This is a genomic window from Prosthecobacter sp. (assembly GCF_020439865.1).
Lineage (GTDB): Bacteria > Verrucomicrobiota > Verrucomicrobiia > Verrucomicrobiales > Verrucomicrobiaceae > Prosthecobacter.
This window is the reverse complement of sequence record NZ_JAGRPF010000005.1, coordinates 1-12718: the sequence shown is the minus strand read 5'-3', so window position 1 is coordinate 12718 and position 12718 is coordinate 1. Positions and strand designations below refer to the sequence as shown.

At 58.9% G+C, this 12718-nt stretch carries 8 protein-coding genes; 3 read left to right on the top strand and 5 right to left on the bottom strand.

Annotated features, from left to right (window positions below; genetic code table 11):
* Positions 1–62: 62 nt before the first annotated feature.
* The gene (locus KDL09_RS00280) at positions 63–305 is read right to left on the bottom strand and encodes a hypothetical protein (protein WP_294380135.1); all 243 of its coding nucleotides are present in this window, start codon (positions 303–305) and stop codon (positions 63–65) included.
* A 65-nt stretch (positions 306–370) separates the two neighbouring features.
* Complete coding sequence (locus tag KDL09_RS00275; protein ID WP_294380132.1) at positions 371–2353, bottom strand: hypothetical protein; 1983 nt, start codon at positions 2351–2353, stop codon at positions 371–373.
* Between the two features lie 40 nt (positions 2354–2393).
* On the opposite strand from KDL09_RS00275, the gene KDL09_RS00270 reads away from it, so the two are divergent.
* Together KDL09_RS00270 and KDL09_RS00265 are read left to right on the top strand one after the other, a co-directional pair.
* Entirely contained in the window at positions 2394–3068 is a 675-nt protein-coding gene (locus tag KDL09_RS00270) for a hypothetical protein (protein ID WP_294380130.1), read from the top strand.
* Positions 3065–3403 (top strand): gamma-glutamylcyclotransferase family protein, encoded by a 339-nt coding sequence (locus KDL09_RS00265; protein ID WP_294380128.1) that lies wholly within the window; start codon positions 3065–3067, stop codon positions 3401–3403. The genes KDL09_RS00270 and KDL09_RS00265 overlap by 4 nt, the downstream gene beginning before the upstream one ends.
* Here KDL09_RS00265 and rpoD read toward each other — a convergent pair whose 3' ends face one another.
* The 3 genes from rpoD to KDL09_RS00250 form a co-directional block, all read right to left on the bottom strand.
* Positions 3404–5110, bottom strand: coding sequence for an RNA polymerase sigma factor RpoD (gene rpoD / locus KDL09_RS00260; RefSeq protein WP_294380126.1), 1707 nt, complete (start codon positions 5108–5110; stop codon positions 3404–3406).
* Positions 5111–5294: 184 nt separating this feature from the next.
* Positions 5295–7151: a DNA primase gene (gene dnaG / locus KDL09_RS00255; RefSeq protein WP_294380124.1), complete on the bottom strand. Its 1857-nt coding sequence runs from the start codon at positions 7149–7151 to the stop codon at positions 5295–5297.
* A 241-nt stretch (positions 7152–7392) separates the two neighbouring features.
* Positions 7393–7608: a hypothetical protein gene (locus KDL09_RS00250; RefSeq protein WP_294380122.1), complete on the bottom strand. Its 216-nt coding sequence runs from the start codon at positions 7606–7608 to the stop codon at positions 7393–7395.
* Between the two features lie 145 nt (positions 7609–7753).
* Between KDL09_RS00250 and KDL09_RS00245 the strand changes: the two genes are divergently transcribed.
* Positions 7754–12718 (top strand): autotransporter-associated beta strand repeat-containing protein (locus tag KDL09_RS00245; protein ID WP_294380120.1); only part of this gene is annotated, 4965 nt, incomplete at its 3' end.

The window sequence follows — 12718 nt, the reverse complement described above, 5'->3', positions numbered from 1 at the left end:
GGGATCTGATTTCGTCGCAATGGCAGGGGGCTGAAACATGCCCGCCCCGCAGAGAAGTGTGATCACAGCATCGCCATGCTGCGCTCAAACTTGTCCTTGACGCACTTTTTCAGAGAAGGGTGCAAATGCTTGACAGTACTCATGCTGATCTCAGATGCCTCTGGCAGCACACGTTTGCGGTCCAGTCGCTGCAACTGTTGGTTCATATTTTTCGCTCTTTTCTTCGCCGGCGTGTGCGACGCCAAGATCCACCGACTTAGATGGAGATGCAGCGATTCGCCGACAAGCTTGACGAGTTGATTCATGCGCTGCGGCGGTGACCCAGGGGCAATGCCATCCTGGCGTCACTCCTTGATGTGATTGGGGGGGGCTACTTCCGGCCCGTGACGTTCTTGAGCGCGCCCAAGCCTTCGAGCACGCGGACTTTGCCGCCGCGGGCTCGGGAGGCGATATTTTCGAAGTGATCCTTCATCGGGATGTTCTTTTCGTCCTTGCCGACGAAGAGGACGAAGTTGATCTGCGGCTTGGTCTTGCCCTGGCTGGAATAGATGATGCGGATGGCGTTGAGGATCTGCTTCTCGCGCTCGTCGGCGTCGATGTTCGGGCCGGGCTTGTGGCGGACGTTGATGTTCAGTTCGCCGACGATTTCATGGATGCTGCGGATGACGCGCTGCGGGATGCCCTTGGCTTTGCGTTTCTCGTTTTCCTCTTTGAGCCAGGCGGTGGCCTTGACGACGGCCTCCTGCCATTCCTTCTCGTTTTTCTCGGTCCAGCGCATCTCTTTGAGATAAGCAGCGAGTTCCTCCTTGGTCTCGTAGCGCGCCATGTGACGCCAGCCGCTGGTGATGATGAAGACGGTGTCCACATCGCTTTCGAGCGCATACTGAATGGCGAGCATGTAGCCCTGCAGCAGACGGTTGCGGACAGGTTCGATCTCCTGAGCCGCCTTGAGCCGTGGATAATTGATGGCAGCGAGGCCGATTTTTTCGAACTCTCGGTTCACGGGGTAGAGCCAGTCGCGCACCTTGTCCACGTTGGCCGTGGTGCCGGGCACGAGCTTTTCGCTGAAGGCGGAGAGGTGGAAGTGGTCGAACATGAGCACGTTGAAGGACGTGCTGACGCCGAACTTGCCGATCATGCTGGCGATTTCTTCTTTGACGATCTGATAGGCGGGGATGCCGCCCTTTGGATCGGTGAGCATGTAGCGCTCTGCTTCGATGAGGAAGGCGATGCGACGGCCCTTCGATTTGATGCCGAAGAAATTGACCTGCACCGTGCCCTTTGGCTGGAAGGCCATGGAGAAGCTCGAACCCAGGTCGGTGGTGGCGACTTCGGCGACGGCTTCGGCGGGTGCTTTGAAATCAAAATCCGGCAGCGAAATGGCCGAGACACCTGCGGCGGTCATTGCCGAGGTCGTGGGGCGGGCGACGGCTGCGGTGGCCGGTGTGGGCTGGGGGACGACGATCTTTTTCGTTTCCGGCTTCTCCTGCTCCTGCTCGACGGCGGACGTGGCGGTGATTTCAGCCGAAGGAGGTTCCGGCAGCACGATCATGATGACGCCGAGGAGGAGGAACAGGCCCAGATGCACCATGAGGGCTGCTGCTGCGGCGGCGAGTTTGGGACCGAGAAGACGGCGTTGCTTGGGCCGCGCATCGAGGATGTCCGCATCCTGATCTGAAACGCTGGCGGTCAAAACCGGCTCCACTGCGGCGTCAGGTGCCGGCATCATCAAGCCACTGGGGGCGGGCAGGGCAGCATCCGGAGCAGGGGCCACGACGGCGACGGGGGCTGCTTCATCGGCATCATCATCGGCGACCACGGATACTTCCATGATGCTGTCGGGCGCTGGAAGGGAACCTTCGCGGCGGAGAACCTGAAGCTTGATGGGCACCGTCTCCTTGGTGGTAAAACTGGTGGTGTTTCCAGCGATCCATTCTTTCAATTCCACCGCACGTGCTTCGAGCGATGGGTCGAGTTCGGTGGCAACGAGGTAGTGTTTCTCCGCTTCGTTCGCGTCTCCCATGGCGCAACAGGCCTGGGAGGCGAGCAGGGCGGCTTCGGCATCCATCTCGTTGGCCATCATGGCCCGCATGGCATAGTTCAGTGCATCCGCCGGATGGATCGGCAGCAGGTGATAGCCCGCGCGCACCAGATGGTCGGGTGTCTCCGGTGCCTTTGGGGCCAGCGATACGATCATCGCCGCCATGTCGGTTTTGCCGTCGGCGATCAAAGCATCCGCGAGCGTGAGACGTGACTCCCAGTCCTCAGGGTGAGCGCTGAGGTGAGATTGGAGTTCGGTGATCGAGGCGGACATCGCAGGCGGCTTGAATTCAAACCATTGAACGGGTTTCATCTCCCGGCTGCAAGTCTAAAAACTCGCGCCATGATGGGGCGTGGCCCTCTTCGACCAACTCATTCTTCATCTTGATGCCGCTCCGCATGACGGCGCATGGAACATGGCCGCCGACCAGGCGTGGCTGGAACTGGGTGATGTGCCGGTGCTGCGCGTGTATCGCTGGACAGAACCGACGGTGACCATCGGCTATGCGCAGAATCTTTCCAAACTGGCTGACGCCCTGCCGGGATGGCCCGTGATGAGGCGTTGGACGGGCGGTGGCGTCGTGCTGCACGACAACGATTTCACCTATTCGGTGATCGTTCCGGCGTGCCATCCTTGGTCACAGACCAATCCGCTGGACAGTTACCGGCTGATTCATGCGTCGCTGGCTTCGGCGCTGGATGATGGCAGCAGGCTCGCCGGACCGGAGGATCTGATCGAGGCGCCCTTTTGTTTCGTGGCTCCGGCGATGCACGATGTGGTGCGCGGAAAGGTGAAGGTCGCCGGCGCGGGGCAGCGGCGGGGAAAGCTTGGGCTGCTGCATCAGGGCAGCGTGCAGCAGGTGATGCTGGAGGATGATTTCTGGAGCCGCTGGGCTTCGGCCCTGGCCAAAGACGTGGTGATTACGATGGAGATGACCACGTCGATGCTGCAACGCGCGGAAGAGCTGCGTGCGAAGCGCTATGCTCTGACCATGTGGTTGAATGACCGGGAGGATGAGCTGAAATGACGCGAGTTTTTGTGTATGGCACGCTGAAGCGTGGAGGGGAGAATCATCACTGGCTCGCGGGACAGCGGTTTATCAGCAAGGCATGCACGCTGCCGCGGTATCGGATGTTCGATCTGGGCGGCTATCCGGGATTGGTCCAGGATGACAACGGACTCGCGATCGAAGGAGAGATCTGGGAAGTCGATGAGGCCGGACTGAGCCGGCTGGACGTGCTGGAAGACGTTGAAGGCGGTGAATACGAGCGTGTCCTGCTCGATCTCGAAGGGGGGCGTGTCGAAGGCTATCTTTACCTTCACAGCGTCGAAGGCCGGCGCGATGCAGGAGCGTGCTGGTGATCAACCCGCACCAAAGAACCCACCAAGCTTTCGAATGCGCGTCGGGTGACGGAGTTTACGCAGTGCCTTGGCCTCGATCTGACGGATACGCTCGCGGGTGACCTGGAACTGCTTACCGACCTCTTCAAGTGTGCGGCCGGCGCCGTCTGAGAGTCCGAAGCGCTGCTCCAAGACTTCGCGTTCGCGAGGATTGAGGGTGTCGAGCACGTCGCGCAGTTTGTCGCGCAGGAGATGCATGGCGGTGAGCTCCATCGGATTGCTCGCCTCCTTGTCTTCGATGAAATCGCCGAACTCGGTGTCGCCTTCGCTTTCGCCAACCTTGGCCTGCATTGAAACGGGCTGCTGCGAGAGTCGCAGCACCGCGTTGACGCGTTCCACAGGAAGATGAATCTCCTCGGAGATTTCTTCCGGTGTCGGATCACGACCCAGCTCCTGCAGCAGCTGCTTGTGCACGCGCATGAGCTTGTTGATCGTTTCGATCATGTGCACCGGGATGCGGATGGTGCGTGCCTGATCCGCAATGCTGCGGGTGATGGCCTGACGGATCCACCAGGTGGCGTAGGTGCTGAACTTGTAGCCGCGCTGATACTCAAACTTCTCGACTGCACGCATGAGCCCCATGTTTCCCTCCTGGATCAGATCCAAGAAAGAGAGGCCGCGGTTGGTGTACTTCTTCGCGATAGAAATGACGAGGCGCAGGTTTGCCTCGATCATTTCGGTCTTCGCCTTGGTGGACCCTGCCACATGCTTGAGCGTGTCGGTGATGAGCGTGCGATACTCTCCCGCCGTCATCCATGACTCCTGCTCAAATGCACGAATCGCCTCCTTTGGGGCTTCGCTGCGCGGGTGTTCCTTGAGATTGCGCTCGAGAGCCGTGAGTTCCGTCAAACGCTCCTGCAGGAGAGTGACGAAGTCCTCGGTGATCTTTGATTTGAAGTAGAACTTCTCGCACGTACGGAAGAATGACGCCCGCAGGGTCTCAAATTCTTCCTGGCAGGCGGCCCGTTTGCGCGGGCCTGCGTTGACCAGGGCTGTGAACGCCTTGCTGGTCTTTTCATGAATCTCGCGGGCCTGGTCGAGCAGCGGTTTGAGTTTCTTAAAATAGGCGTCGCGCTCGTCGGCCTTGCGATCACTTACGAGTCGGTCGAAGCGTTCGACTCCGTTGCTCAGCGCCTCGGCGAACTGGAGATAGGCCTGACCGATGAAGCCGATGGTGTGCAGGCACTGGCGCATGCTGAGGTCCGCTTTCTCGATGCGCTTGGAGATGTGAATCTCCTGCTCGCGGGTGAGCAACGGCACCTGCCCCATCTGACGCAGGTACATGCGGACGGGGTCGTCAAAAACATCCAGCTTGGCTGAGGAGGAGTCGCGTTCCGCAGCCCGTTCCCGTGCAGCGGAACGTGATGCGACCATGCCGTCCACATCGTCGCTGATTTTGATCTCCATCGCCCGCAGGCGTGTGATCAGGGCGTCCATCAGGTCCGGGGTGACAAAGCCTGCCGGGAGCGCTTCGTTGATGTCGTCCCACGTCAGGTGATCCTGTTCGCGCGCGGTGCGGATGAGGTCACGCAGACGCGCCTGAACGTCGGGAGAGTGGATGTCGTCGTGCGTGGTGTTGGCGAACTGCGTGATGCCGCCCGCGTAGCCATTTTTCGGCGGTCGGCCACGGCGGCGTTTGAGCGGCTGGCCGTCAGGGCCGAGGGGCACGGCGGCTTTCTCTTTGGGCGGATGAATGCGCGGTCTGCCACGTCCACGCTTGACCGGTGCATCTGCACTTTCGGCAGGTGATAATGCGCCCGCCTGTCCGGCTGCGTTGCGAGAATGGGATCCGTTGGGTTGTTTTTTAGAGACGGCCATACTTACCTCGGTGGGGGTCCGGGAATTGCGTCGGTCAGGGAGAGAAACTATTCGGGGCGGGTTTGGCACGGTCAAGGCATTCTTTGAGGACAGCGCTGAGTTCTCGTTCCTTGCGCTGCAACTCGTCCAGTTGATCGAATGACTGTCCAGGCTGGCGTAGTTTTGCCCGTGTTCCTTGGATCAGGTTCTGCAGGCGCACGATTTCCAGCACGTAAAGCAACTGCTGAGCTTCAACCAGTCCGCCTGGCAGGCCCGCGCGTGCCTGCAACTGCGCGAACGCGGCCTCCTCATACCGTTCCAAACCTGACATAAAGACGAGCTGTGAAGTTTCATCGAGCGGGTTGTAGCGACTGCGCGCCAGCAGCGCCAGCAACTCCGTGCCGGGCACCTCGCGCAGCATGTCCTCGCAATCGGCCTCCCTAAGCCAGTGCAGAACCTCGGAGTTGCTCAGGGCCATCTGACAGAGCTGCAAAGCGGTCGTGTGCTGGGATGCGAGCAGTTTTTTTGCCTCATCGGCCGGATTAGAAGCCGAATCTTTTGCGCCAGGCTGCTTGCTGTCAGTTTTTTGTTCCAATGCGGCCTTTTTCACCATCGCGTTGAGCTGTTCCTCGGAAATCTCGAGCAACTTGGCCACCTTGTTCACCGCTGCGACACGCTGGGCGACGCCGTTGAAGATGCCGATCGCACCGGCCACCTGCTCCGCCATGCGGACACGTTCGACTGTGCTGTTGCTCTTTGAGCTGGCGCGGAGATGACGGATTTGATGCTCTAAAAACTCGTGTGCATCAGCCACGATGGCGCGCAACGCGTCGGAACCCTGCTTGCGGATGAGCGAGTCGGGGTCCTCACCCTGCGGCAGTTCAGCAACACGGACGCTGATTCCTTGAGGCGACAAGGTGCGGAAAGCTTTCTCCGTCGCCTCGCGTCCGGCATTGTCGCTGTCGTAACACAGCACGACCTCGTTGCAGACGCGCTTGAGCATCTTGGCGTGCAACTCTGTGAAAGCAGTGCCCTGTCCGGCCACGACGTTCTGCAGTCCTGCCTCGAAGACCATGATCATGTCGATCTGCCCTTCGCAGATGATTGCCTGATCGGCCTTGGAGATGAATCGCTTCGATTTGTCGAAGCCAAACAGCACCCGGCTCTTCGTGAAGACCGGCGTTTCCGGCGAATTGACGTATTTGCCGCCTTTCTGGTCCTTGTCGAGAATGCGGCCGCTGAAGGCGATCACGTCGCCGTTGTCGTTCCGCACGGGAAACATGAGGCGATGCCGCCAGCGGGCGTAGGGTCGGCTGAACTGGCCATTCTCGTCCTCGGTGGGCTGAATGAAAATGCCCGCCTCCACCATGACGCGTTCAGGGAGTTTCTGCTGCGCCATCCACTCGCGGTAGAAGGTCGTGCTCTGCGGCGCGTAGCCCATTTGCCAGCGTTTCGCCATCTCCGCGCTGATACCGCGGGATTTGAGATACTCGCGCGCGGGTGCGGCCAGTTTGTGCTTCATCAGAAGCAGGTGAAACCACTCGGCGGCCTCGCGATTGGCCCGCAGCAGCAGAGAGCGCTGTTTGGCCTCCGCCTCGGCATTCGCATCCCAGACCTCTTCTTCGACACGAATGCCAGCCGCGTCGGCAAGGCGCTTCACGGCCTCCACAAACGACATGCCGTCGTGCTCCATGACGAAGCGGATCGCCGAGCCACCGGCGCCGCAGCCAAAACAGTGGTAGGTGCCCCGCGATGGGCTGACGTTGAAGGACGGCGTCCGTTCATTGTGAAACGGGCAGAGCCCGAGATAGTTTGTGCCCGCCTTGCGCAGTTTCACCGAACGCCCCACCAGCGCCACGATATCCGTGGCGGCAATCACCTGCTGGATGGTTTCTTCCGGAATGCGCGACATGAAGTCGAAAGTGTTGAGCCGGGCCGAACTCGCAACTGGTGATGCGGTGCGGACTGCGACGAACCACGCACAAGATGCGCTTCGTGGTTCCTGAAAAAGCAGTCAGACGAGCGCCGGGGACGGTTGGGTTTTAGTAAAGATAAAGAAAAGCTTTAACGTCAGGGTTGTGAAATTTTATATAACAGCAAGCCATAATCCTGTAGTCCTGAACCGTTCAGTTAGCTCTAAATAAGCAATTAGTTCATAACCGAAAATAGGCCTCACGAGGCTTATTGTAAGCAAGTTCCACCGTCTCCCAACCCACCAGCGTCATCTTCAACCAACCCATGATTTTCTCCATCACTTTGATGAGCTGGATGAGCTGTGTTTTCAGGCGGTCGTTATCCGCGCAATTTTGGTTCCTGATTCCATTCGGATTGAACGAGTTGGAACGCGCGAGGTTGGATTTTGAGCTCATCGCTTTGAGGTCCGATGAACCGAGTGCCAGAGGGGCACGCAAGTTGGAATGCGCTCTGTGAGCCTGAACAAATTTAGTCGCTAAAAGTTTTATGAAAACATTACGTCAACATCGCAAACTCCTCGGCTGGTTTATGACATGCCTCATGGCTGTCTGGCTTCCAGGACCCTATGCTAAAGCGGCCACTGGTATCTGGATTGAGACCAGCGGTGGAACGCTCACCTGGCAAGACTTTGCGAACTGGAATGGAGGGCTGATTCCTGGAACTGGCATCGGAGATACCGCCACTCTGAATCTGGACTTCCTCGGGACACAGTTCATCAGCCTGAATGACACTCTCACGTTGGGCACTTTGAACGTTGGTGACACCTCGGGAGGCTCCAGCATTGTTCTGACCAGCGGCGTAGGCGGGACGATCAGTTTCAACAACGGTGGCACTGCGGTTATCAACAAGACCGGTTCGGGCACTCTGTTCCTTCAGGCCAACATTGGACTACAGAATCAGCTCGCTTTGAATTTGAACGAGGGCGTGCTGGTGCTTGATGGCATTGTCGATGGTGTGAACGGCTTCACCAAAAATGGTGATGGCACGCTGATCCTGCGCCGCGCCAACAACTTCACCGGACTTACAGTGCTTAACGGTGGCATGACCATGGTGTCTCCGGCCGGAAACGACCTCGCTGTGCTGGGACCGTCCAATTATGCACAGGGCACGGTGGTGAACAATGGCGCCACTTTGGTCATCAACAATGATGCTTCCAACACAGCGGGCGATACGACCGGCGGCACCAGTCTGAATTCGGAACCGCTGTTCATTTCGGGTCAAGGCTTCCGCAACCTCGGTGCGCTGCGTGACATTCTGGGGCGTGAGTCTAGCCAGGTAACTGGCACGGTCACGATGCTGGACGCGGCTCGAATTCAATCGGACTACGGTACCTTCACGCTCACCGGGTCGCTGATCACCAACAACAATGAACTGCGTTTTGGTGGCGCGGGATTTGTTTCCCTGAGCGGACCTGTCGTGGGATCAGGAGAAATCATTCACTACGGCGTTAGTGGAGCTCGTTTGGGAAGCATCTCGTCACAGAACAATTTCACCGGCACCCTCACATCGTTGCTGGGGGACATCCGTGCGGACACGGGTGTTGGCAGCCAGGCGGCCAACACGAATCCCTATGCTAACATCTCCGCCCTGAACCTGAGGAACTCCTGGCTGCGCATTGTTTATGGACAAGGGGCGGGCGCTCCCACTGGTTCGGACAAGCCGGACAGCCGCTTCTCAACCACGGCTCCCATCAGCATGATGGCCAGCCAGATTTACATTGAGAATTCGGGCTTCACCACAGGCAACAGCCTGTTCGACTACGCTGTTTCTCAGACGCTGGGCACGGCGACTCTGTTGAGCGGTGCCAATCGCATTGGTTATCGTTCTGCAGATACAGGCAGCATTACTCTCACCTTGGCCAACATCTTGAAGCCGAATCAAGGCACGACACTCGAGATGATGGTGGACAGCCTTGTGGGCGCGGCGTTGGGCACCTCGGCCAAGCATCAGATTATCAACACCGCGTTGGAAACTGGCGGTGTGAACGTGCCCTTCATCGGCGGCTGGGCCTACTCTTCGGGTGGTACGGCCAATCCGGAGTTTTTGAAGTATAACACCGTTGGCCTTGGCGGCTTCGGCTACACTCCGTTGGTGGCCGGAGATTACAAGGTTGATCAGGCGGAAACGGGCTGGGTGGGGACGGACAACGTCAAAATCACCAGCGGGAACGTCAATCTCACGGGAAGCCGGACGATCCAGTCGTTGAACATGCAGAGCAGCACAGGACGTGTGCTCAGCGGCAATGCCGGCACCGTGCTGGAGATCGATTCCGGAGGCATCTTGACCAGTCTGGCCACGCACACGATCTCCGTTCCCACCATCACGGCAGGGGCGGGCAGCAATTACGAACTCTACGACATCGCCTGGAGCTCCAATGTGATTTCCTCGGTCATTGCCAACAACGGCGCCAATGCGGTCTCGCTCGTCAAGAATGGTGGTGGCACGACTTCCTTTTTCGGTGCCAACACCTACACTGGCACAACCTATCTTAACGAGGGCATGTTCAGGGACGTGATCGGATCCAATCGCGTCGCGCTTGGTTCCGGCAACTTCAACATGTCTGGCGGACCAAACACGCAGTCAGCCTACGAAACGGATACGAACTTTACACGTGCGCTCGGCTCCGGAGCGGGCCAGGTGCAGATCACCGGTGGTGGTGGTGCGGGGGGCGGCAGCACGGGTTTCTCCGCTTATGGTGCGCCGATTGATGTCAATTTTGGCGGCGCTGGAGACACCATTGTGTGGGGCAGCGCCTACTTTAATCCTGGAATCTTCACTCTCAACGGTGGTAATGCCACGCATGTGGTGACTTTGGTCAATAACCTCGATCTTGGCGGAGAGCAGCGTTACATCCGTCTGGATGGCAATGCCTCTGGCGGCAACCGTCAAGTCATCGGCACCATATCGGGTGACGTTTTGAATGGTGGCATCGTCAAACGTGGGGGCGGGGTTTTGATGTTCGACAGTGCAAAGTCGTATCAAGGCGCCACGCTTATCCAGGAAGGCGAGCTTTGGCTGCGAGGGAACGGCACGGCGGGTGCCAATGTCATGGGCAATGACATCCTCATTGGCGCATCTTCACGTTTGAAGCTCGACGGCCCTGCCAATGTCGGGTCCAACCAGATGATCATGATGCAAAACGCGGATGATAACAACGCTGCCGCCATCGCCTTCGGCGCGGGTTACGGAACGGGGGAGGGCATTACCTTCAGCAGCCTTATCAACAATGGAGGCATCGCGCAGACCGGACCTTACAGTGTGCTCATTGCGAACCAGCAGACCGGTAATGACCGTCGCAACCGTATTGCCGTGCAGATCAGTGGCAACAATGACTTTCAAACGGATCTTCCAGGGCTGATCAAAGCGGTGGCTCCCGATGTGCAGGTCTGGTTTGGGGCAGACACCGGAAACGGCGTCTACACCGGCACAACGCTCAGCACCACGGGCCGAACCAAGACTGGCAGTGTGGAGGCTTTCCGTCTCGGCACCGGCAGTGGCACCCTTACTCTTGCCCTCTCGAACGTGCTCAATGCCGCAGCGCCGCTGATTGTGGGTGCAGAAGATGAGACTGGTCGGACAAATATCGGGGGGGTGGTGTACATCCCTCAGGCGCAGAACTACACCGGCACGCTCACCACAACGATTGGCACCTCGGTGACCTATGGTACATTGCTGGGCGCGGGCGGTCTCCTTATTGCCGGGCAAAACGGTGCGCTCAATGCTGCTGACAACACCGTTCTGTTCCGTGGCGGCGAACTTCGTCCTGTGCTGAACGCGGCCTTGGCCAACTTTGGCCAGACGGACACTCAGTACGCCGCTCGTGACCTCGACGTTCGCTTCGGTAACGGCAGCCTTCGCCCATGGGCTCTTGGCGGTGGTTCCTTTGGCAACCTCGCACTCGACAATCTGACCATGCTCATGGACACCGCAGACCGTGCGTTCATTTTGGGCAGCGCCGGCACCACTTACATCAACACGGTTTTCAACGGCACCACACAGCTGCTGAACGGAACCACCGCGCGCAACGCCTTCTTTGACATCGGATCTGACAACAGCTTCCAATCCGGCATCGGTCTGTTGACTTTGAACGGTGTGGTCAGTCAGACCGGCTCAGGGGTCGTCAATCTCCAGAAGCGCCAGGGTGGGGCCTTGATTTTGAGAGCCGACAACACTTACAACGGTACGACCTACGTTCAGCAGGGGCGCTTGGTTTTGGCCAATCTTGGAGCCGCTGGTAACACGGGGTCAAACATTGAAATGAACACCAATGGAAGCCGGCGCTCGGATCTGGAGTTTCGCATGGACGGCAGCGGTCCGTTTGCCTTCCAGAATAACATCGTCACCAGCGGTGGAGACACCAATTCCACCCGTGTGATCACCGTGGGCTCCTATGATGGCTCCTCCTCCAACAACATCATACAGCTCGACGGCAGCTTCACCATCGGTCACGCCGGCACACATGCCACCGACGGCGGGGGAAACAGCGCGATCTACTTTGACGGCTTTAACGGCTATCAGTTTGAAGTGCTTGGCACGACCAACCTCAACCGCAGCATTGTGTTTCGCACGCGCGGGGCACTCACGACGCTCACGGGGGTTGTGGCGGGAGCGGCGGCCAATGCGTTGGAAAAATCCGAGCAGGGAACGCTGGTGCTCAACGGCAACAACACCTACGCTGGCAGCACGCTGGTCTCCAACGGCTATCTGGTGCTGGGCCATGACAACGCGCTGGGCACTGGCAGCAGCGACGTGACCTTCCGTGGCGGCAATGCGTTCTCGCAGATCCTTGCATCGGGAACACGCACGATCAGCCGCAACTTCATTAATACTGCGACGGGTGGCACGCAGACGCTGGGCGGACTGGACGCCGGGTCGAAGCTCTTCAGCGGGAACATCAATCTCTCCACCCGTGGTTTGAACCTCACGGCGATCGCTGGCGGAGATGTGACCTTTAGCGGCACGATTAGCGGCGCGTCAGGCATCAACAAAGTCGGCAATGGCACGGTTATCCTCAACGGCCCTGGCGCTGGCACTGGCAATACTTACGCGGGCGGGACCACGGTAAGCAGCGGGACGCTGATAGGGATGGCGCAGGGCACCAGCGGCAGTCCTTTCGGCACGGGAGTCTTCACGGTCAGCAATGGTACACTCCGGCTCAACGGCAATGCAACGAGCGCGGGAACCAGCGGTGGGGCGCTGACGATCAACAGCGGCAACGCCGGGATTGTGATCGACGATGCGCTGGCCGGCATCACGACAATGACGTTTGCATCCCTCGCGCGCAGCAACAATGCCACCATCACCTTTAAGGGCATCACCTCGGACATCGGCGGTGCGACCAACGAGATCATCAGCTTCACGAGTGCTCCAGGGCTGCTCAACGGCATCATCGGCACCTGGGCGGTGATCCAGGGAGCGGGCGGGGACAACAGCGGCACCTACGCGACGATGAGCGGCGGGAACGTGATTACGGCGACCTACGGCGGCACGGGAAATCTGGACACG

Bases quoted from the DNA above. Each gene is read 5' to 3' on its own strand.
- KDL09_RS00280 (WP_294380135.1), bottom strand. From the start codon at position 305: ATGAATCAACTCGTCAAGCTTGTCGGCGAATCGCTGCATCTCCATCTA.
- KDL09_RS00275 (WP_294380132.1), bottom strand. From the start codon at position 2,353: ATGAAACCCGTTCAATGGTTTGAATTCAAGCCGCCTGCGATGTCCGCC.
- KDL09_RS00265 (WP_294380128.1), top strand. From the start codon at position 3,065: ATGACGCGAGTTTTTGTGTATGGCACGCTGAAGCGTGGAGGGGAGAAT.
- dnaG (WP_294380124.1), bottom strand. From the start codon at position 7,151: ATGTCGCGCATTCCGGAAGAAACCATCCAGCAGGTGATTGCCGCCACG.
- KDL09_RS00250 (WP_294380122.1), bottom strand. From the start codon at position 7,608: ATGAGCTCAAAATCCAACCTCGCGCGTTCCAACTCGTTCAATCCGAAT.